The 20,971-nt window shown below is 70.6% G+C and carries 18 protein-coding genes; 6 read left to right on the top strand and 12 right to left on the bottom strand.

The genetic code is table 11. The features are described 5' to 3' along the window. Positions 1 to 96: 96 nt before the first annotated feature. The 5 genes from ABT367_RS30425 to ehuB all read right to left on the bottom strand — a co-directional run bounded on the left by ABT367_RS30425 (position 97) and on the right by ehuB (position 4,235). Complete coding sequence (locus ABT367_RS30425) at positions 97 to 858, bottom strand: IclR family transcriptional regulator (RefSeq protein ID WP_352256480.1); 762 nt, start codon at positions 856 to 858, stop codon at positions 97 to 99. Positions 859 to 1,089: 231 nt separating this feature from the next. Then, positions 1,090 to 1,899: an ectoine/hydroxyectoine ABC transporter ATP-binding protein EhuA gene (gene ehuA / locus ABT367_RS30420; RefSeq protein ID WP_352256479.1), complete on the bottom strand. Its 810-nt coding sequence runs from the start codon at positions 1,897 to 1,899 to the stop codon at positions 1,090 to 1,092. Then, the gene (ehuD, locus tag ABT367_RS30415; protein WP_352256478.1) at positions 1,889 to 2,536 is read right to left on the bottom strand and encodes an ectoine/hydroxyectoine ABC transporter permease subunit EhuD; all 648 of its coding nucleotides are present in this window, start codon (positions 2,534 to 2,536) and stop codon (positions 1,889 to 1,891) included. Before ehuD ends, ehuA begins: the two co-directional genes overlap by 11 nt. After that, a complete protein-coding gene (gene ehuC / locus ABT367_RS30410) occupies positions 2,533 to 3,282 on the bottom strand; it encodes an ectoine/hydroxyectoine ABC transporter permease subunit EhuC (RefSeq protein ID WP_352256488.1) in 750 nt (249 codons plus the stop codon). Before ehuC ends, ehuD begins: the two co-directional genes overlap by 4 nt. Positions 3,283 to 3,284: 2 nt before the next feature. After that, a complete protein-coding gene (gene ehuB, locus ABT367_RS30405) occupies positions 3,285 to 4,235 on the bottom strand; it encodes an ectoine/hydroxyectoine ABC transporter substrate-binding protein EhuB (RefSeq protein ID WP_352256477.1) in 951 nt (316 codons plus the stop codon). A 125-nt stretch (positions 4,236 to 4,360) separates the two neighbouring features. Here ehuB and ABT367_RS30400 point away from each other — a divergent pair, with 125 nt between their 5' ends. Next, positions 4,361 to 4,849: a DUF3830 family protein gene (locus ABT367_RS30400; RefSeq protein ID WP_199552284.1), complete on the top strand. Its 489-nt coding sequence runs from the start codon at positions 4,361 to 4,363 to the stop codon at positions 4,847 to 4,849. A gap of 71 nt (positions 4,850 to 4,920) precedes the next feature. Here ABT367_RS30400 and ABT367_RS30395 read toward each other — a convergent pair whose 3' ends face one another. The 3 genes from ABT367_RS30395 to ABT367_RS30385 all read right to left on the bottom strand — a co-directional run bounded on the left by ABT367_RS30395 (position 4,921) and on the right by ABT367_RS30385 (position 7,973). Continuing rightward, positions 4,921 to 5,391 (bottom strand): MarR family transcriptional regulator, encoded by a 471-nt coding sequence (locus ABT367_RS30395; protein ID WP_352256476.1) that lies wholly within the window; start codon positions 5,389 to 5,391, stop codon positions 4,921 to 4,923. Between the two features lie 139 nt (positions 5,392 to 5,530). Further along, positions 5,531 to 6,925, bottom strand: coding sequence for an amidase (locus ABT367_RS30390; RefSeq protein WP_352256475.1), 1,395 nt, complete (start codon positions 6,923 to 6,925; stop codon positions 5,531 to 5,533). 82 nt (positions 6,926 to 7,007) lie between these two features. Continuing rightward, complete coding sequence (locus ABT367_RS30385; protein WP_352256474.1) at positions 7,008 to 7,973, bottom strand: D-2-hydroxyacid dehydrogenase; 966 nt, start codon at positions 7,971 to 7,973, stop codon at positions 7,008 to 7,010. A gap of 358 nt (positions 7,974 to 8,331) precedes the next feature. Here ABT367_RS30385 and ABT367_RS30380 point away from each other — a divergent pair, with 358 nt between their 5' ends. Both ABT367_RS30380 and ABT367_RS30375 read left to right on the top strand, forming a co-directional pair. Next, positions 8,332 to 9,174, top strand: a complete 843-nt coding sequence (locus ABT367_RS30380; RefSeq protein WP_352256473.1) for a maleate cis-trans isomerase family protein — start codon at positions 8,332 to 8,334, stop codon at positions 9,172 to 9,174. A gap of 55 nt (positions 9,175 to 9,229) precedes the next feature. Continuing rightward, positions 9,230 to 9,970 (top strand): maleate cis-trans isomerase family protein, encoded by a 741-nt coding sequence (locus ABT367_RS30375; RefSeq protein WP_352256472.1) that lies wholly within the window; start codon positions 9,230 to 9,232, stop codon positions 9,968 to 9,970. A gap of 12 nt (positions 9,971 to 9,982) precedes the next feature. On the opposite strand, the gene ABT367_RS30370 is transcribed toward ABT367_RS30375, so the two are convergent. The 3 genes from ABT367_RS30370 to ABT367_RS30360 form a co-directional block, all read right to left on the bottom strand. Next, positions 9,983 to 11,038, bottom strand: coding sequence for an LLM class flavin-dependent oxidoreductase (locus tag ABT367_RS30370; RefSeq protein ID WP_352256471.1), 1,056 nt, complete (start codon positions 11,036 to 11,038; stop codon positions 9,983 to 9,985). A 213-nt stretch (positions 11,039 to 11,251) separates the two neighbouring features. Further along, complete coding sequence (locus tag ABT367_RS30365; RefSeq protein WP_352256470.1) at positions 11,252 to 12,340, bottom strand: esterase/lipase family protein; 1,089 nt, start codon at positions 12,338 to 12,340, stop codon at positions 11,252 to 11,254. Positions 12,341 to 12,486: 146 nt separating this feature from the next. Further along, positions 12,487 to 14,391 (bottom strand): putative bifunctional diguanylate cyclase/phosphodiesterase, encoded by a 1,905-nt coding sequence (locus ABT367_RS30360; RefSeq protein ID WP_352256469.1) that lies wholly within the window; start codon positions 14,389 to 14,391, stop codon positions 12,487 to 12,489. A 365-nt stretch (positions 14,392 to 14,756) separates the two neighbouring features. Here ABT367_RS30360 and ABT367_RS30355 point away from each other — a divergent pair, with 365 nt between their 5' ends. The 3 genes from ABT367_RS30355 to ABT367_RS30345 all read left to right on the top strand — a co-directional run bounded on the left by ABT367_RS30355 (position 14,757) and on the right by ABT367_RS30345 (position 18,228). Further along, positions 14,757 to 16,001, top strand: a complete 1,245-nt coding sequence (locus ABT367_RS30355) for a M6 family metalloprotease domain-containing protein (protein ID WP_352256468.1) — start codon at positions 14,757 to 14,759, stop codon at positions 15,999 to 16,001. A 286-nt stretch (positions 16,002 to 16,287) separates the two neighbouring features. Beyond that, positions 16,288 to 17,247 (top strand): ATP-binding cassette domain-containing protein, encoded by a 960-nt coding sequence (locus ABT367_RS30350; protein ID WP_352256467.1) that lies wholly within the window; start codon positions 16,288 to 16,290, stop codon positions 17,245 to 17,247. A 144-nt stretch (positions 17,248 to 17,391) separates the two neighbouring features. Then, on the top strand, positions 17,392 to 18,228 hold the full coding sequence (locus ABT367_RS30345) for an ABC transporter permease (protein ID WP_352256466.1): 837 nt from the start codon (positions 17,392 to 17,394) through the stop codon (positions 18,226 to 18,228). A 62-nt stretch (positions 18,229 to 18,290) separates the two neighbouring features. Here the strand turns inward: ABT367_RS30345 and ABT367_RS30340 are convergent. Further along, positions 18,291 to 20,971: ATP-binding protein (locus ABT367_RS30340; protein WP_352256465.1), on the bottom strand; the 2,681-nt coding region annotated here is incomplete at its 5' end.

The following is a 20,971-nucleotide window of genomic DNA, read 5'->3' as shown; positions in this document are numbered from 1 at the left end:
CACCCCGGCGAACCACCCCGGCCCCGGCCCCCGGCCGCACCCGACCGGCCCCCAAAGCCACCCGCCCAAAGCCACCCGCCCCCGGAAGCCCAAGCCTCAAATCGCCAGCGACAAAAGCACCGGCGCCGCCCCCCGGTTCAGCGTGTCCGCTGCGGCGCGTAGGCGGTGCGCGTGTTCGACCGGCATCGAGAGGGCCAGGCAGCCCACCGCCGCGCCCGCCGTGATCGGGACCGCCGCGCAGACCGTGCCGACCGCGTACTCCTGGAGGTCGAGGACGGGCACCGTGGGCGGCTGGGCGTCGAGGCGGCTGAAGAGCAGGCGCTCGTTGGTGATGGTGCGCGAGGTCAGGCGGGCCGGCTTGTGGCGGGACAGATGGTCCCGGCGGCCGTTCAGGTCGAGCTGCGTCAGGAGCGACTTGCCGACCGCGCTCGCGTGGGCCGCCGAACGGAAGTCCACCCACTCGTTGACCGCGGGAGTGCCGGGCCCGGCCGCGTACTGCGTGATGCGGACCTCGCCGTCGATGTAGCGGCTGATGTAGACCGCCGCGCCGACCGAGTCGCGCAGCCGGTCGAGCGTCACCTGGAGCTGGTCCGTGATGGCCTGCTGGCGGTCGGGGGACGCGGAGCCAAGCCGGGAGAGCGCGTCGCCGGTGAGGTACGCGCCGTCGGTGTCCTGCTGGACATAGCCCTCACGGCGCAGCATGAGAAGCAAGGCGGACAACTGCTTTGCGGGCAGGCGGGTTTCGCGGGCGATCTGGACATCCGTCACGCCCGCAGCGTGCCGCGCCACGGTTTCGAGCACGCGCAAGGCGTGCTGCACCGAGTGGTACGGCGCGGTCGAGTCAGGCTTCAGCGCCACGGTTTCCCCCTGCATGGACCGGTTCCGGACAGCTGGGCTCGGTACCACGATAGCCGCCAAACAGGTTGCGCGGAGGGGCTGTTGACGAGATTGATGGCGCGCTCCCGGCGGCGGACAGGCCGCCTGTCCAGGAGCGCGCCACCCTGGCATATGCCACAGTCACAGGCTCACGCCACTAGCTCGATGATTGTGCCGCTCACCGAGCTGCTGACGATCACTCACTCAGTGAAGTCACAGGACTGCGCTGAGGAATTCCCGGGTGCGCTCGTGATCAGGATCACCGAACATCTTCTCCGGTGAGCCCGATTCGATGACCTTGCCGCCGTCGAACATCAGCACTTGGTCCGAGATGTCCCGGGCGAAGTTCATCTCGTGGGTCACGCAGAGCATCGTGATGTCGGTGGTGCGCGCGACATCCCTGAGGACGTCGAGGACACCGGCGACCAGCTCCGGGTCGAGCGCGGAGGTCACCTCGTCGAGCAGCAGCACCTGCGGGCGCATCGCCAACGCGCGGGCGATGGCGACGCGTTGCTGCTGACCGCCGGAGAGCCGCGACGGGTACTCGTTGCACCGGTCGGCGAGCCCGACCATGTCGAGCAGTTCGCGGGCCCGGGCCTCGGCCTCGTCCTTGGACAGGCCGAGCACCTGGACCGGTGCCTCCATGACGTTCTGCAGGACCCGCATGTTGGGGAAGAGGTTGAACTGCTGGAAGACCATCCCGATGTTCTTGCGGACCTCGCGGATGTGCTTCTCGCCGGCCGGCACCAGCTTGCCGCCGCGCTCCTCGTGCGTGAGGTAGTCGCCGCCCACCTTGATGGTGCCCTCGTCGGGCTTCACCAGGGTCATGAGGAGCCGCAGGATCGTGGTCTTGCCGGAGCCGGACGGGCCGATCAGCGTGACGTGCTTGCCGGAGTCCACCGAGAAGCACAGGTTGTCGAGGACCGTGTTGCCGGCGAAGCGCTTGGTGACCTTGTCGAAGCGGATCAGTTCGCTGCCGTCGACGGCCGGGTTGACATCGGTAGGTGCGGTTTCAGCGGACAAGACGACGCTCCAGGACTCGGAGAAGAACAGATGCCGGGTAGGCGATGACGATGAAGGCGATGCCGACCACGCTGATCGCCTCGAAGGTGAAGGTCTCGTTGCTGAACCCGCGCGCCTCGCCGAGCATTTCGAGGGCGCCGATGGCGGCCAGCTGAGGGGATTCCTTCAGCATCACGATCACGTAGTTGCCGAGCGCGGGGACCACCCGGCGCACGGCCTGCGGCAGGATCACCGCGGACCACGTACGGGTCTTGGGCAGGCTGAGCGCGGTGGCCGCCTCCCACTGGCCTACGGGCACGCCCTCGATACCGGCGCGGTAGACCTCGCTCGTATACGTGGAGTAGTGCAGGCCGAGGCCGACGATGCCCGTCACGAGCGGGGACATCGAGGGACCCCAGGAGGGCACCACGTAGAAGAGGAAGAACAGCTGGACCAGGAGCGGGGTGTTGCGGATGAACTCCGTGAACACCGCCACGGGCCAGCGGATCCAGGCCTGCGGGGCGCGCAGCGCGACCGCCCACACGAGGCCGAGGACGAAGGCGATGAGCGCGCCGCCGGCCAGGGCTTGCAGGGTGACGAGGACGCCGTCCCAGAACCGCGGCATGAACGCGTCGACGTTGGACCAGTCCCAGCTCACTTGGCACCCCCAGTACCCGCCGTGCCCGCAGTGCCGGTCACGGCGTCGATGGCCCCGCGCTCGCGCAGGCCGCCGAGCAGGCCGCCCTTCGGCGGCGCCTGGCCGAGCTTGGCCTTGGCGCGCCGCTCGAGCAGGCGCATCCCGCGGGTGAGCAGGAAGGCGAGGACGAAGTAGACGACGAGCAGCAGCGTGTAGACGGGCGCGCTGTCACCCGTCACCAGGCGCTGCAGGTTCCCCGCGAAGGTCATGTCGGCGACGATGATCAGCGAGACGAGCGAGGTGCCCTTGAGCAGCTCGATCAGAAGGTTGTTGAACGGCGGCAGCATCTCGGGCCAGGCCTGCGGGATCTCGATCCGGCGCAGCCGCTGCACGCGCGTGAAGTTCAGGGCGATTCCGGCCTCGCGCTGGGCGGGCGGCACGGCTTGGAGCGCGCCGCGCACGATCTCGGATCCGTACGCCCCGTAGGTCATGCCGAGGGCGATGACGCCGGCGGCCATGCCGATGAACTTGATCTGGAACAGCATCGGGACCGTGAACGCGATCCAGAACATGAAGACCAGCGAGGACGTGGAACGGAAGACCTCGAAGTAGATGCCGGCCAGGATGCGCACGAGCTTGCTCGGTGCGGTGCGGGCCAGGCCGATCACGAAGGAGATCACAAAGGCGAGCGCGGCACTGAGGAAGGTGACCTGGATCGTGATCCAGACACCCGGCAGGAACCAGCTCCTGAAGAACTCTGCGGTCATCATCAGGCGCCACCCCCCGCGGCGGGCGGGCAGAGTTTCTCGACGGTGAGGTCGGTCATCTCGTCCTGCGTGAAGCCGAACGGCTTGACCACGCGCAGGAGTTCGCCGCTCTCCTTCATCTTCAGGAGCTCTTCGTTGAAGGCGTCGCGCAGGTTCTTCTCGGAGAGGCGGAACGCGAACCCGCCCGCGCCGTAGGCCGGTTCACCGTCGACGATCGGCTGGAAGGGCTCCGTCGCCTCGACGCCGCTCTTGCCCTTCACCACCTCCTTGACGGTGACGTTCGTCCCGGCGAAGGCGTCGACGCGTCCCTGGCGTACGGCATCGAGGCCGGCCACCTGGTCGGGCAGCACCATGACCTCCTTGACGCCGTTGGCCTTGGCGTAGTCGATCTCGGCGTATGCCGTGCCGCTGGCCAGCTTCAGGCCCTTCTTGGCTATGTCCTCATAAGTCTTGATGCCATGCGGATTGCCCGCCTTCACGATGAAGGAGTCGAGCATGAGGTAGTCGGGGTCGGAGAACAGGACCTGCTCGCAGCGGTCCGGGTTGATGTACATGCCGGCGGACACCACATCGAACTGCTGGGCCTGGGTGAGTCCCGGGATCAGCGCGCCGAACTCGGTCGGCACCGCCTTGACCTTGGGGATGCCGAGCCGGGGAAAGATGACCTTGGCGATTTCCGGCGCCTCGCCGGTGACGTCGCCGTTCTCGTCGATGTAGCCGAAGGGGACCTCGCCGGCGACACCGATCCGTACCGTGCCGGCATCCCTCAGCCGATCGAGCAGGTCACCACCCTCCACTTTGCCCGGCTCCGGCACGCGGCTGCAGGCGGTGACGCCGAGCGTCCCGAGGGCGGCCGCGCCCGCGAGGAGGGACCGGCGGCGCAGCGCGCGACCGGCCCATGGTGTGCGGAGACCTTGTGTCTTCCCGTAGTCGTTCCCAAGTGGTGGAGCCATGGCCGCGCGGCTACCCGACTTTATTCGAGGTATGCCGATCAATTTCAGCCCCGATCCGGACGGGGTGTTCTCACTTATGCACAAGGGGGTGTTGACCAAGGGGAGACGATGAAGAGATGACGGCACTGACAGAACGCCACATCGAAGTGTCCCTGGACAAGCGCGGTGTCCGCTGCACCGCCCGGCTCCTGACCGAGAAGGCCCCGGTGACCTGCGCGGCCGTCTGGGACGCGCTGCCACTCGGGTCACCCGTGTATCACGCCAAATACGCCCGCAACGAGATCTACGCCCTTTTCCCCGCCTTCGCCGAAAAGGAGCCGCCGCTGGAGAATCCCACGGTGACTCCGATTCCCGGCGACCTGTGCTATTTCACCTTTTCCGATACGGAATTGGGGACAAGTGCGTATGGATACGACACCGAGCAGCGCGGCACGGTCGTCGATCTCGCCCTGTTCTACGAACGCAACAACCTGCTGCTCAACGGCGATGTCGGCTGGGTCCCGGGCATCGTCTGGGGCCAGATCGTCGACGGCCTCGACCGCATGGCCGACGCCTGCCAGGACCTGTGGCGCGCGGGCGCCCTCGGCGAGACGCTGAGCTTCCGGCGGCTGTAGCGGTCCGGGCCCGGCCGCCCGCGGTAACGGCCCGGGCCCGGCTGTCGTCGCCGGGCCCGCCCGCCGGACCGTCAGGCGGCCGGCCCGCCCGCGTTCCTGATCAGCTGACGCAGGACCTTCACCGTGGTGACGTAATCCGCGTCGTCGATGCCCGCGTGCAAGGCGCTGCGGATCGCCGGGGTGTTGCGCCGGAGTTCGACGCGGGTGCGCTCGCCCAGCTCGGTCAGCCACAGCCGGTCGTCGGCGTCCCGGGTCAGCCACCCGCGCGCGACGAGCACCTCGGCCTCGGCGGCGAGATCGTCCTCGGGCCGGAGGTAGGACGCCATGGCCGCCCGGAGTTCGGCGAGGGTCATCCCCTCGCCGTCGGGCGAGATGTCCTTCGCCGAGAGGTTGCGCAGCAGCCAGAACTGGGGCTGGGTGTAGCCCTTCTCGGCCTGCCGGGCGCGGATGTACGCGATGGCCGCCTCGTGGGCGACACCGGTCCAGTACGCGACCGGCTGGCCGGCCAGTTCGGCCTCGGACATCTCCTGGGTGCTGGTCATGGCTGTCCCTCCCGGTGCGGCGCCTGCTCTCCACGCGGCCGTACGGAAGGCGCCTGCTCTCTGCGCGGCCGTACGGAAAACGTAGGACCTCAAGTGCAGTTGAGGGCAAGCGCAGCCGGGCGCCGGACCGCCGCCGCGCTCACAGCCGCGGCGCCGGCACCTCCGCCGCCCCCGAGCCGTACAGCGCCTGCGCCGCCCGTAGGACCAGCGTGTCCTGGTGGCGGGCCGCCACCAGTTGGACGCCGATGGGGAGGCCGCCCTCGTCCACCCCGCACGGGACCGTGGCGGCGGGCTGCTGGGTGAGGTTGAAGGGGTAGGTGAAGGGGGTCCAGCCGGTCCAGCGGCCGCGCCCCGAGGGGGTTTCACGGCCCGCCTCGAACGCGGTGAGCGGGAGGGTCGGGGTGACGAGCAGGTCGTACGTGGAGTGGAAACGGCCCATGCGACGGCCCAGGTCCATGCGGACGTCCATCGCGGCGAGGTACTCGAGCGCGCTGTAGCGGGCGCCGCGCAGGGCGATCTCCCGCAGTCCTGGGTCGAGTTGGTCCCGCTGGTCCTTGCCGAAGTGCTGGGTGACGCGGGCGGCCCCGGAGAACCACAGGGTGTGGAAGGCCTCGACCGGGTCGCTGAAGTCGGGGTCCGCCTCCTCCACGTACGCGCCGAGCTGGGCGAGCTTTTCGACGGCCCTGCGTACGGCGGCGGCCACCTGCGGGGCGACCGCGACCTGGCCGCCGAACGACGGCGAGTAGGCGATGCGCAGGCCTCGCACCCCGTCGTCCAGACCGTCGCGGAAGGAGCCCGCGACCGGGCCGAGCCCGGACCAGTCGCGGTGGTCGGCGCCGCTGATCACATCCATGACGAGGGCCGCGTCGGCGGCGTCCCGGGTCATCGGGCCCACGTGCGCGAGCGTGCCGAAGGCGCTGGACGGGTAGAGCGGCACCCGCCCGTACGTGGGCTTGAGTGCGAAGACGCCGCAGAAGGCGCCGGGTATCCGCACGCTTCCGCCGCCGTCGGTGCCGAGCGCCACCGGTCCCTCGCCGAGCGCCACGGCGGCCGCCGCGCCTCCGCTGGAGCCGCCCGCGGTGCGGGTCGGGTCGTACGGGTTGCGGGTGATACCCGACAGCGGGCTGTCGGTGACGCCCTTCCAGCCGTATTCGGGTGTCGTGGTCTTGCCGAGGAAGACGGCGCCGTGCTCACGCAGCCGGGCCACGGACGGCGCGTCCTCGTCCCAATCCCCTTCCGTACGGCTGGTCCTGGAGCCGCGCAGGGTCGGGCCGCCGCGCATCAGGAGGATGTCCTTCACCGTTACGGGGACGCCGTCGAGCAGCCCCTCGGGCTCACCGCGCCCCCACCGTTGCGAGGACTTCTCAGCCTGGGCCAGGGCGGACTCGGCGTCGACGCGGACGAACGCGTTGACCGCGGGCTCGGTCTCCTCGATCCGGGCGAGCGCCGCCCGGGTCACCTCGACGGGGCTCAACTCCCCCTTGCCGTATGCCGCGACGAGTTGTACGGCCGTGAGACTGCCGGGCTCGGTCATGCGCGCTCCCCAGGTTGCCGACGATCACTCGTTGACGATCCGTCCGCCGACGATCACTCGTCGACCATCCGCCCGCCGACGATCAATGTCCAGGCACATACCCACGTTTCTTGTCGATCACGTTCTTCAGCGGCTTTCCCGCCACCCAGCGCTCGTACAAGTCGACGAACTGCAGCGCCAGTTCATCGCGCCAGCCGATGATGTCGCCGCTCATGTGCGGCGAGACGAGGAGGCCGGGCACCTCCCACAGCGGGCTGTCCTCGGGCAGCGGTTCGCGGTCGAAGACGTCGAGTGCGGCGCCCGCGATCCAGCGCCTGCTGAGCGCCTCCACCAGGTCGTCCTCGACGACCAGGGGGCCGCGGCCGACGTTGATGAAGTGCGCGGAGGGCTGCATCACACCGAACCGCCGGGTGTCGAACATGCCGCGGGTCGAGTCCGTGAGCGGCGCCGCGCACACCACCCAGTCGGCGTGCGCGAGCAGCCGGTCCAGATCGCCGGGGCCGTGGATCCCGGTGCGCGGGGTGCGGCCGACGACGGCCGCCTGGATGCCGAGTGCCTTGAGGCTGCGGGCGATCGCGCGCCCGATCGGCCCCGACCCCACGACGCACGCCCGGGTCCCGCCGACCCGACGGGTCTCGCGGTGCCGCCACTCGCGGCGGCTCTGCAGATCGAGGGTGCGTGGCAGATCCTTGGCGAAGGCGAGGACGAGACCGGCCACGTACTCGGCGATCGGCTCGTCGAAGATCCCCCGCGCGTTGGTGATCACCGTGTCGGATTCGATCAGTTCGGGGCTCAGCAGATGGTCGGCGCCCGCACTCGCGGTGTGCACCCACACCGGCCGTGGTCCCTCGCCCGGCCAGGCGGCGCGCAGGGCCTTCGAGTGGAAGTCCCAGACGAGCAGCACATCCGCGTCGGGCAGCCGCTCGGCGAGCTTCGCCTCGTCGGTGTGCACGATGCGGGCGCGCCCGGTGAGCTTGCCCAGGCGCGGCGGCGGGTCCGCGTCGAGCACCAAAAGCGTGGGGCGGGTCGCGCGCGACCGACCGGACATGGAGGGGAAACCGTTCTGCAATGCGGGTCCGCTTCCCTGGAGTTGGCTTGGGTCCCTGGAGTTGGTTTGGGGGCAAGCGCAGAGGTGCCGAGAAAATCGCACCGTCTGAAGTGCACGGATTGACCACGCTGGCACCCGAATCTACCTTCGTCAACACGGGCTCTGCACAAGTCCGTACGACCACAGACAGGTACCGACCTTTCCGCTGATCGGGCCTCACATCGGACTTCGCACATCCTCTGTCCCGGCGTCCCCGGCCATCTGCCGGATTCCGCACTCCCCTCCCGGCCCCCGGCCGGCCCTCAGAGCTCCGCACCGAGCTCTCATCCCCACCTGCTCTGTTCAAAGGGGCCAGCTCATGGACGTCTCCTGCCTCAGTGGACCGCACCCGCAACGCGGGCTCGGTGTCGTCGCACCCTTCGACTTCGCTCTCGACCGGGAGCTGTGGCGCTGGGTCCCGGACGAGATCTCGCTCTACGTCACCCGCACACCCTTCGTACCGGTCGAGGTCAGCCTGGACCTGGCCCGTCTGGTCAGCGAGCACCAGACACTGCACGAGGCGGTACGGGCGCTCATCGCCGCCGAGCCCGAGGTGATCGCATACGCGTGCACCTCGGGGAGCTTCGTGGACGGCGCCGTCGGCGAGCGCACCATGTGCGCGGCCATGGAGGCGGCGGGCGAGGTGCCCTCGCTGACCACGTCGGGCGCGCTGATCGAGGCGCTGAACGAGCTGGGCGCACGGCGGATCGCGCTGGTCACGCCGTACACGTCCTCGGTCACCCAGGCTCTCGAGGACTATCTCGCCGAGGCGGGCATCACGGTCTCGGGCTGCTCGTACCTCGGTCTGACCCGGCACATCTGGAAGGTTCCGTACCGCGATGTGGTCGACATGGCGCGCGCGGCCGTGAACCGGCTGCCCGCCGAGGTCGACGCGCTGTTCATCAGCTGCACCAATCTCCCGACGTACGACGCGATCCCCCAGCTGGAGGCGGAGCTGCGGATTCCGGTGATTTCGGCGAACCAGGTCACGATGTGGTCGGCCCTGCGTCACATGGGTACGCATGCGGTGGGTCCGTATCAGGCACTGCTCGATACGGCGGCGAGGCGCATGCTGGTAGGGGGTGACGTGTTACCCGAGCCGCCGGGCGCGGCTCTGCCGGACCCGCCGGTGGTGCCGGAGGATCCGGCGCTGCCCGAGTGACCGCACGCCGCACCGAACGGAAGACCACCCCGCCACTCGCACCGGGAGGCCGCCCATGACCGCCATCGGATTCCTCTACCCCGGCTACAGCGCCGAGGACGACTACCCGCGGATCGAGCAACTCCTCGGCAGCGATATCCGCCTGACCGTGATCCACACGGATATCGGCGAGGACGCCCACCGGGTGGACGCCCTGCTCGAAATGGGGTCGCCGGAGCGCCTGGCGGCCGGTGTCGAACAGCTGCGGCACACCGGCGCCGAGGCCGTGGTCTGGGCGTGCACCAGCGGCAGTTTCGTCTTCGGCTGGGACGGCGCGCACGATCAGGTCCGCTCGCTGGCGAAGACCGCCGGGCTGCCCGCCTCCAGCACGTCGTTCGCCTTCGCCCATGCCGTACGGGAGTTGGGCGTCGCGCGTGTCGCGATCGGCGCCACGTATCCGGAGGAGGTCGCGGACCATTTCGTGCGGTTCCTGCACGCGGACGGTATCGAGGTGGTCGCGATGCGTGGCAGCGGCATCATCACGGCCGCCGAGGTGGGTACCTGGGGCCGCGACGAGGTTCTCGCGCTGGCCCGGGGCGCCGACCATCCCGACGCCCAGGCCCTCCTGCTGCCCGACACGGCCCTGCACACGGCGGCCCATCTGCGCGATCTGGAGGCCGAGTTGGGCAAGCCGGTGCTCACGGCCAACCAGGTCACGGTGTGGGAGGGGCTGCGCCTTGCGGGACGGCGGGTGAACGCGCCCGAGCTCGGCACCCTGTTCACCAAGGAACCGATCATCCAGATGCCGGGCCGATAGGCGGCGCGGGGCTCACATCCCGTACGCGTCCGCGATGAGCTCGTACGAACGCAGCCGCACCTGTCCGCCGTGCGCGTTGGCCGTGAGCATCATCTCGTCGGCCCCGGTGCGCTTCTGCAGATCGTCGAGCCCGTCGCGTACGGCATCGGGGGTGCCGTGCACGATGTTCTTGAGCCAGCCGTCCACGAACTCCCGCTCGAGGACGCTGAATTCATAGGCCTCGGCCTCTTCGGGCGTCGGGATGAGCCCCGGCCGCCCGGTGCGCAGCCGCAGCATCGACAGCGCCCCGGTCATCACCTGGCGGCGCGCCTCGCGCTCGTCCTCGGTGGCGAGGGCGGCGACGCCGATCATCGCGTACGGGGCGTCGAGCACCTCGCTCGGCCGGAAGCTCTCGCGGTACAGGTCGAGGGCCGGGATGGTGTTCTGCGCGGAGAAGTGGTGCGCGAAGGCGAAGGGCAGACCGAGCGCGCCGGCCAGCCGCGCACTGAAGCCGGACGAGCCGAGCAGCCAGACGGGCGGGCGCTGCGAAGGGCCCTGCACCGGTCCTGGTACGGCGTGGATCCGGGCGTACGGATGCCCGTCGGGGAAGTCGTCGTCGAGGAAGCGGATCAGCTCGGACAGCTGCTGCGGGAAGTCGTCGGCGCCCTCGTGCAGGTTCTCGCTGCGGCGCAGGGCGGCCGCGGTGGCGCCGTCCGTGCCCGGAGCGCGGCCGAGACCGAGGTCGACGCGGCCCGGGGCCATGGCCTCGAGGGTGCCGAACTGCTCGGCGATCACCAGCGGCGCGTGGTTGGGCAGCATCACACCGCCCGAGCCCAGGCGGATGCGCTCGGTGTGGGCGGCGAGGTGGGCGAGGATCACCGCGGGTGAGCTGGAGGCGACACCGGGCATCGAGTGGTGCTCGGCGACCCAGTAGCGGTGGAAGCCGCGGGCTTCGGCGAGCTTCGCTATGCCGACGCTGGTGCGCAGCGCCTGCGTGGCGGTCGATCCCTTGCCCACGGTGGCGAGGTCCAGAACGGAGAGGGGGACTGGGGCGCTGCCCTGTGCTTCGCCTCGGATGTCGTCGCTCACCGTGGGGGCCTCCTGCCGATCGCTTGTGGTGCGTCACGGGTAACGGGGGCGGAGGCTGCCGTATTCCGGGGACGGGGCGCGAAGGGGCCGGGCGCGGGGTGAGCGGGGCACGGAGGGGGCCGGGCGCGGGGTGAGCCGGGCACGGAGAGGGCCGGGCACGGAGGGGGCCGGGCGCGGAGGGGGCCGGGCGTGCGCCCACCCCGCGCCCGCGTGTCAGCCGAGCAACGGTACGAACGGCACGGCCCGGCACGGAGCCGGCTCGGCGTGGGCCGGGTCGAGAGCGTTGAGGGTCAGGCGGATGGTGGTGGGCGAGTAGGGGTGGCGCAGATGACCCGAGCGGTCGAGCGGGCAGACGTCCTGGAGCAGGATGTTGGTGATCTGCGAGTTGGTGGCCGGGGCGACGACGCCGTTCCTGGGCCGGGAGACGACGGGAGGCGCGAGCGGCGGCATCTTCTTCTCCCCGCACCGCTCCCGGCCCTGGTTGAGCGGCGCGTCGGGAGCGGCCTTCTCCCGTAGGAACTGGTTCGTGTGCGGGGTCACGATGTTGTCCGCGACGGTCACCACGGTGGTGTAGGAGACGCCCGGCAGGATGTCGCCGCCCTCGTCGAGCCGGGCGTGCACGTCCGAGCACTCCAGCTGGTCGGGGATGGCCTGGCCGAGCAGCTTCCCGACGGGAGCGATCAGGTTCAACAGCCGCCCGAGGGTCGCGATGCCGGAGGCCGAGGTGCCGTGGTTGCTCGGCGAGATGCCGATCAGCCTGCCGACCTTGTTACGGGCCGGGTCGGTGGCGTCGGCGCCGCCGTCGTACTTCAGGTAGTGGCGCGGGAGCACCCCGCCGCCCTGCGAGTAGCCGACCATGTCGACCTGCTTCGTACCGGTCCTCTCCAGGACCTCGTCGACGAAGGCGGCGAGCGCCTTGGAGCTCTTGGCCACCGCCTCCATCGCCTGCAGGGGGTCGTTGGGCCTGCCGCCGATGTGCTTCGCGTAGACGCAGTAGCCCTCCTTGCGCAGGGCCGGTGCGAGTGCGCTCCAGCTGGACAGGGAGTTGGCGGCGGTGCCGTGCACCAGGACGACCGGCCGCGGATGTGCGGCACTCGGCTTGCAGCCCCAGTCGTTGACGTCCGGCGGGTAGGCGCCCGGGTTCAGCGCCGCGTACGCGAACGCGGGCGCGAACTGGCGGAAGCGGGGCACCGCCGGATCGGGCTCGGACACGGCCGCACCGGCCGAGTGGGCCGGCATCAGGGCGGCGATGACCGCGGTGGCGGCGGTGAGGGCACGGCGGGCGGAGGTTGTGACACGCACGGGAGGCCTTTCGGAGAGATCCGGATCCTGCTGCCGAATCTCTCCGCACGGTCACCGCGACGCCCGCCGGGAGAGCCAACCGGCGGTCCGGCGGCGCCCATCCGGCGCACCGGTCGTGCCGCAGCCACCCGAGCGATGCGCCCGGGTCAGGCAGACGCCCGGTCCGCGGTCTCTTTCAGGAGGGCGGAGATGCTGTCGGGCGGCACCGCCCGTGAGTAGTGCCAGCCCTGGCCCGTGTCACAGCCGATCGAGCGCAGCCGGTCCGCCTGCAGCGCGGTCTCCACGCACTCGGCGGTGACCGTCAGACCGAGCCGGTGCGCGAGCCGCACCAGGGCCTCGACGATCGTCGCGTCGGCCGGATTCGCATGGCTGTCGCCGTCCTCGTACTGGAATCCGCGGACGAAGGAGCCGTCCAGTTTCAGAACGGAGACCGGCAGCCGGCTGAGGTACGCCAGGTTCGAGTAGCCCGTGCCGAAGTCGTCGATCGCGATCCGTACGCCCATGTCGGACAGCGACTGCAAGGCCTGCAGCGGGCGGCCCGCCGAGCCCATCACCGCCGACTCCGTGAGCTCCAGCTGCAGCAGGTCGGGCGCGAGCCCCGTCTCGGCGAGGATCGCGGCGACGTCCGCCACGAGGTCGGAGTCCCAGACCTGCCGTACCGCCACGTTGACCGAGACGAACACGGGCGGGACGGACGGGTGCTCGAGCTGCCAGCGCCGCGCCTGGGCGCAGGCCGTCCGCAGCACCCAGCGGCCGAGCTGGACGATCGAGCCGTCCTCCTCGGCGAGTGTGATGAACCGATTCGGCGTCAACGTGCCGAACTGCGGATGGTTCCAGCGCACGAGGGCCTCGACGCCACGGACCCCGCCGTCGTCGAGCCCCACCAACGGCTGGTACTCCAGGGCGAATTCGCCCCGCTCGACGGCCGGGCGCAGCGTCGAGGACAGCGCCTGGCGGGTCATCCGGTGCGCGTTGCGCTCGGGGTCGAAGAGCGTCCAGCGTGCCTTGCCGTCGGCCTTCGCCCAGTACAGCGTGGTGTCCGCGGCCTGCATCAGATGCGTGGCGGTGGTGCCGGCCGCCCGGCGTTCGACGACGCCGATCGACGCGGAGACGGACAGTCGCTGGCCGCCGAGGTCGAACGGTTCCTGGAGCGACTTCAGAACCGATTCCGCAAGGTCCGCGAGCTGCTCCGTACCCGTCGAGTCCTCGACCAGGAGCGCGAACTCGTCGCCGCCGAGCCGCGCCACGAGCGGCACCCCGTGCCCGTGCTTCCAGCGGTCGTACGCGACCTGGTCGGCGCACTGGGTGAGCCGGCCGGCGACCGCCGCGAGCAGCCGGTCGCCGACGCGGTGTCCGAGCGTGTCGTTGACGGCCTTGAACCCGTCGACGTCCAGGTAGCACAGGCCGATCCGGCCGGTGCCGCCGTCGTCGTACGAGGCGGATTCGAGCGCGCCGGAGAGCCGCTCGAAGAACAGGGTGCGGTTGGGCAGCCGGGTCACCGCGTCGTACATCTGCAGATGGCGCAGCTGGGCCTGGAGCTCGCGGCGGGCGCTGACGTCGGCGAGCGCGAGCAGCACGGTGGCCGTGCCGGGCACGGGGGCGACGGTGATCTGGGCCCACAGCGCATGGCCGTCGGAGTGCTTGAGGCGGCGGGTGCAGCGCAGTCTGGCCTGCCGGCCGCGCAGCACCTCGCGGTACGCGTGCCAGGTGCGGGCGTCGGAGGCCAGGTCGACCAGGTCGGCGGCGACCTGTCCGGCCAGGTCGGCGGCCGGGGCGCCCAGCAGCGTGCCGAGCGCCTCGTTGGCGGAGGTGACGAAGCCGTCGTGATCGACGACGGCCATGGCGAAATGGGCGGCGTGGAACGCCGCCCGATAGTCCCTCAACTCGGCCGCGCTGCGGCCGACGAGTGGGTCACCGACGCCGCGCTCCGCCGGCACACCTGCGCCACCCACCGCGAGCACCGAGGTGGTGTGACGCTCCGTGATCGCAGGCCGGGCGTCATCGGGGGTCGAGCCCGCCGTGGGCGCCGGCCCTTCGGACGTTCCGCTCACCGCTCGCTCCCGCAGGCACTTGTCGTGTTCAGGTCTGATCTGGTCGGGTCGGCCGGAAAGTGTGCCGATCATAGAGGCTGGCCGGAGCGCCATTCCACTTCCGTCGCGGCCCCGTCCCCCCTCAGGGGTTACTTCCGGACTCCCTTGTCTCATGCGGCCGTTACTGCCAGATCGTTTCTGCACAGTCCTGGCCCGGATCGTTTCGAGGACCTTCACATACCCGATCAATCAGCTTCCGCTTGTGACTTTCCGTGAGCGCCGGGCATGTCCCCTACTCACTCGACCGGTCCACCCAAACAGGGCGAACTTCAACAAACCATCCCAGGCTGAAGGAGGTGTTCCGCCATCCCCATACGGAGGTCTACGTGCCGCGTCAGCTCCCCCTAGGGGGCCTGCCTCGTGAGGGGGACCGGGCGCGCAGTGCCGCAGCGGCTTTCACTTCTCTCGCGGCGTTCGCCTCCATGTCGCTGGTCGCGGGCCCCGCCGTGGCCGAGCCGGTGGCGGGCCCCTGCGCCCTGGAGCGCACGGCCGCACATCACTCGGAGGGCCTGGACACCTGGAACGCCGCCTATCCGCGCCCCGCCCGGAAGCTCGACGCGGTGATGGTCTTCCTGTCCTTCCCGGACGCCGGCCCGCTGACCACCCCGAAAGAGCTGACGGCCGACTACTTCCCCTCGACCAGCCGGTTCTTCGAGCGCGCCTCGTACGGCCGGTTCCAGCTGCGTCCGCATCCGCGCACCGAGTGGATCGAGATGCCGCAGGCCTCCACCGCGTACGGAATAGCGCGTGACTGGGACGCGGACAAGCGCAGCATGTATCTCAAGGACGCGCTGTCGGTGGCCGATCCGGTGGTGGACTTCAGCGCGTACGACATCGTCTACTTCGTGGCCGATCCCGATGCCCCCGGTGTGGACTCGGATGCCACGAAGGTCGTCAACTTCGACGAGCCGCTGCGGGCCGACGGCACCGATGTCCGCCGTATCGTCACGGTCTTCGAGCAGCATCCGCCGGACCGCAATGTGCTCGCCCATGAGACCGGCCATGTCTTCGACCTGCCGGACCTCTACCACCGCCCGCGTGACGGCAAGGGCGACTGGGACACGCATGTCGGCGACTGGGACGTCATGGGCAGCCAGTTCGGGCTCTCGCCCGACCTGTTCGGCTGGCACAAGTGGAAGCTGGGCTGGCTCGAACCCCATCAGGTGACCTGTGTGCAGGGCACCGCGTCCGCCCCGTTCACCCTGGACCCGCTGGCCGCGCCCGCGGTGCGCGGCCAGGCGGGCGGCAAGCGCCTCGCGGTGGTGCGCACCGGGCGGGGCAGCGTGCTCGCGATCGAGGCGCGCGGCTCGGCCGGCAACGACCACCAGACCTGCACCGAGGGCGTCCTGGTCTACCGCGTACGCAATGAGACCGAGTCCGGCGGCGGACCGATCCAAGTGCTCGACGCACACCCGGAGTCGGAGGCGTGCTGGGACGCCTCGGTGTACCCGCCGCTCGCGGACGCCCCGGTGCGGGACGGTGAGACCTTCAAGGTCCCCGGCGAGCGGACCAGGGTGCAGGTGGTGGGGCGCACTCCTTCGGGGTCGTGGACGGTGAAGGTCACTCCGTGACGGCAGCGCGGCCCTGGGTTGGACAGACCCCTCCCACCCGGGGGCCGAGCCCTTTCAAGGCTACCGGCGCCCACTGACACAGCCCCGAAGCAACCTCCTGAGCTGCGCTTTCCCCAAGTACGACGCGCGTCACCGACCTGCGCCGACAGCCGTCCGACTCCGCTGTCAGGCCGCCTGTCAGGCCGCCTGTCAGTTCTGTCAGCGTCCTGTCCGCCCGCTGTCAGGACTCCCCGGCAGTGTCTTGCCCAACGAAGAACGGCAAGCCACCACCGAGGAGTTGACCACCATGTCGTACGCGATCCGGGCCGAGGGTCTGGTCAAGAAGTACGGGGACTTCACCGCCCTGGACGGGGTGGACCTCGAGGTCCCGGCCGGCAAGGTCGTCGGGGTGCTCGGCCCCAACGGCGCCGGCAAGACCACCACCGTGCGCATCCTCGCCACGCTGATGAGCCCCGATGCCGGGCACGCGACCATCGGTGGCCACGACATCGTCAAGGACGCTGTGAAGGTACGGCAGTTGATCGGTCTCACCGGGCAGTTCGCCTCGGTGGACGAGACCCTGACCGGCACCGAGAACCTCGTCCTGATCGGCCGGCTGCTCGGTCTGTCCCGCCGGGACGCCAGGGCCCGCGCGGTCCAGCTGCTCGAGCAGTTCTCCCTGACGGACGCGGCCCGTAAGCCGATCGCCACCTTCTCCGGCGGTATGCGCCGGCGGCTCGACCTGGCCGCGAGCCTGGTCGGCCGGCCCCAGGTCCTCTTCCTCGACGAGCCGACCACCGGTCTCGACCCGCACGCACGGCAGGAAGTCTGGGAGGTCGTACGGGACTTGGTCGCCGACGGCTCAACGGTGCTGCTCACCACGCAGTACCTGGAGGAGGCCGACCAGCTGGCCGACTCGATCACCGTGTTCGACAAGGGCCGCAAGGTCGCCGAGGGCCGGCCGGGCGAGCTCAAGCGCCGCGTCGGCGGACAGGTCCTCCAGGTGCGCCCGACGGTATCGGCCGATGTGCCGGTGGTCGCTCAGCTCCTGGCCGAACTGTCGGGGCACGCCCCCGCCGAGGACTCGGGTGTGCTGACCGTCCCGGTCGACGACCCGCTGCTCGTCGCCGCGGTCGCCCGCCGGCTCGACGGCGCCGGCATCACCGCCGACGAACTGGGGCTCCGGCTGCCGAGCCTGGACGAGGTCTTCCTCGCCCTGACCGGCCACACCCCGACCGTCAAGGACGCCGAGCCCGTCACCGTCTGAGCAGGTCACCGCCTGAGCACGTCACCGCCTGAGCACCTCGCCGCCTGAGCACGTCACCGACTAAGCCCGTCACCGCCTGAGCACCGTCACGGCCTGAGCACCGACTCCCCCATTCCGTACGGCATTTCCCGAGAGGACCCCGTCATGAGCACCCAGACCGTCTCCGCCCCCGCGCCCACCGTCCCCGCCACCGTCGAGCTCACCGGCCGGATCGGCTTCGCGCGGACCGTCTCGCACAGCCTCGCCCTCGCGGGCCGCGGCTTCACGAAGTTCATGAAGTCCCCGATCCAGCTGGTCGATGTCGTCCTCACGCCGATCATCACCCTGTTGATGTTCATCTACCTCTTCGGGGAGTCGATGGCGAAGGGCCAAACCGACTGGTATCTGCACCACGTCGTCCCGGGGGTGATGGTGATGGCCGTCTTCCAGGCCAGCGTCGGCATCGGTTCCTCGCTCGCCGCCGACGCCAGCACCGGGATCTTCGACCGGTTCCGCTCCATGCCGATCGCCCGGTCCGCCCCGCTGATCGGCGCCGTCCTGGCCGATATCGTCCGCTACGTGGCCTGCCTGGTCACCCTGGTCGTACTCGCCCTCATCATGGGCTACCGCTTCGACACCAACCTGGTCGCGGGGGCCGGTGCGCTCGCCCTGCTCATCGGGTTCGCGCTCAGCTTCTCCTGGATGTCGGTCTACCTCGGCATGCTGATCAAGAACCCCACCTCGGTGCAGGGCCTGATGACCATCCTGATCCTGCCGCTCACCTTCGCCAGCAACGTCTTCATGAAGCCCGAGGGCATGCCCGGCTGGCTGCAGGCCTGGTCGGACGTCAACCCCGTGTCGCTGGTGGCCGACGCCGTCCGCGGTCTGCTCAACGGCGGTCCGGTCGCCCACGGTCTGACCGGCAGCCTGATCTGGATGGCCGGTGTGGTCGCGGTCTTCTTCCCGCTGGCCATGCGGGCGTACCGCAAGAGCGCCGGCTGATCACCGGGCAGTCGTACGGCCGGGCGGGGCCCCACCTTCGAGGTGCGGGCCCCGCCCGGCGTTCACCCGCGAGTGCGCAGGGTCCGCTCCTCCAGCCACCGCAAGGCGTCCTCGCGCGAGTACGCCGCCCCCTCGTCGTATGCCTCCTTGAACCCGGTCTCCCCGAGGGTCTTCCTCAGCCGGTCGACCAGCTCGCACCACTCGGGCTCGCCCCAGTCGAAGGCCCCGCGCATCACCTGGCTCATGCCGAGCGCCTTCGCGCCTTCGGCGGGCGCGCCTTCCAACGGCAGGAGGCCGCCGAGCAGTTCGGCCACCCAGGCGAGTGCCGCCGAGGCGCCCTGACCGAAGAGGGCGCCGGCCGCTTCGGGCAGGAGGGCTCGGGCGGCCGGGGCGTCGCCCGCCGCCAGGCGGTTCTCGATACGGGTGGAGACGATCAGGTCCCGCGCCAGTTCGCGCAGTTGGGGTCGGCGGTTGCCGAGCGCTTCGAGGCGGTCGAGGGTCGCGTCGGACTGCGCGAGGTCTCCGGCCCTGCGGTGGGCGTTGGCGAGGCCCACCAGGATGTTGGCCTCCAGGCGCAGCTGTCCGCGTTCGCGGGCCTGGCGGTGGGCGGCGTGCAGATCGCGGAAGGCGCCCTCGATATCGCCGCTGCGGCGCCGCTCACGGGCGAGCCGGGCCTTGCTCAGATAGAGATAGTCCTCGGTGCCGAGTTCGGAGGACAGCGCGACCGCGCGCTCCCAGGTGGCGATGGCCTGCGGGTACTCCGCGCGCAGCGAGTGCGCCGTGCCGACGGGCAGCAGCGCGAGCACGATGCCCCAGCGGTCGCCGACCTGCTCGAAGCCGCGCAGCGCCTCGGCCCGTGACTCCTTGCCGCCGTCCAGGTCGCCCTGTTCGGTGAGCGCGAAGTCGTGGGCGAGGTGGGCCCCGGCCCGTATCCAGGGATCGGATGAGTGCATCAGCTCGTCGAGACCCGCGGACCGCGACGGGTCCTCGGCGAACACGGCCCGGGACATCTGCAGGAGCTGGGCAGCGGGGTGGAACTCGCGGGCGATGGCGCTGGCTCCGGGGCCCTCGGGTGTTCCGGGCAGGCGACTGCTCATGCCGCGGATGCCCCAGTACCAGAACATCGCGGAGCCGAAGCGCCGGGCCGTCTCCTCATCGCCGGAGGCGCCGGAGTCACGTGAGTCACCCGAGCCGCCTGGGCCGCCTGAGCCGCCCGAGCCGGTCAGGGTCTTCAGGGCATAGCTGAGGTTGTCGTGTTCGGCGTCGAAGACCGCGATGGCGCGCAGCTGGTCCCGGGTGCGCAGCAACGGCTCCTGTTCTTCGGCCAGTCGCAGGTAGTAAGAGATGAGGCGGGCGCGGACCGCCGCGCTCTCCTCGGCGGACTCGGCGAGCCTGCGGCCCGCGTAGGCCCGGACGGTCTCCAGCATCCGGTAGCGGCCCTCGTCGCTCTCTTCCACCAGGGACTTCTCGATCAGGGCGCCGACGACATACAGGATGTCGTCGGCGGGCAACCGGTCATCGGCGCAGACGACTTCGAGCGCGTCGAGAGTGGCGCCGCCCGGGAACGCCGACAGCCGGCGGGCCAGCGTGCGTTCGTTCTCGTCGAGCAGGTCCCAGCTCCACTCGACCAGGGCGAGCAGGGTGCGCTGCCGGGGCAGGGCGGTGCGGCTTCCGGAGGACAGGAGCCGGAAGCGGTCGTCGAGACGGCGGGCGATCTGCTCGACGTTCATGGAACGGAGTTTGACCGCGGCGAGTTCGAGCGCGAGCGGCATCCCGTCGAGCCCGCGGCAGATGCGCAGCACGGCGTCGAGGGTGGAGTCGTCGAGCACGAAGTCCTGGCGTACGCCCACGGCCCGGTCGACGAAGAGCCGTACGGCCGCGGTCCGAAGCGCTTCCTCCGGCTCGGGCTCGCCGTGCGGCAGATCGAGCGGACCGAGGTGGAAGAGCGCTTCGCCGGTGATCGCGAGCGGTTCGCGGCTGGTGGCGAGGATGCGCAACTCCGGCAGGCGTCCGAGGAGTTGATCGGCGAACTCGGCGGCGGCCTCGACCAGGTGCTCGCAGTTGTCGAGCATGAGCAGGGTGTCGCCGCTGCCGAACAGCCCGGCGAGCCGGTCGACCGGGCTTGTCCGTCCCGGGCCGCCTCCCTCGTAGAGCCCTGCGTCCGTGGCCCCGATCGCGCCGAGCACGGCGTCCTCGAGCTGCCCTGGGTCGCTGACGCCCGCCAGCGGTACGTAGTGGAGCCGGCCGCGGTCGTGGGCTGGGTCGCGGGTGGCGGCTTCGAGCGAGAGCCGGGTCTTGCCCGCACCGCCGGGGCCGACGAGGGTGACCAGTCGGGATGCGGTCATCAGGGCGGCGAGGCGGGTGAGTTCGCCGTCGCGGCCGACGAAGGTGGTGAGGCGGGCGGGCAGTGGGCTCGCGGCGGCCGCCTTGGTCCTGCGGTGCTCCAACTCCCCGCGCAGAAGGGCGAGATGAACGTCCTTCACCTCCGCGGAGGGGTCCACGCCGAGTTCGTCGCCGAGCCGGGTCCTGAGCTCCTCGTACACGCCGAGCGCGTCCGACTGCCGGCCCGCGGCGGCGAGCGCGCGCATCCGCAGCCCGGCGATCCGTTCGCTCAACGGGTGCTGTGCGCCGGCCGCTTCGAGGTCCGCGAGTACGTCCGCGGAGCGCCCTTCCCGTATCTCCGCATCGAAGCGGTCCTCGACGGCCGCGGCCCGCAGATCGTCGAGGCGGGTGGCGACGGGTG

The sequence above is a fragment of the Streptomyces mesophilus genome (assembly GCF_040300965.1).
Lineage (GTDB): Bacteria > Actinomycetota > Actinomycetes > Streptomycetales > Streptomycetaceae > Streptomyces > Streptomyces mesophilus_A.
Note: the sequence above shows the minus strand (reverse complement) of the source record. Positions and strands in the feature narration are given on the sequence as shown.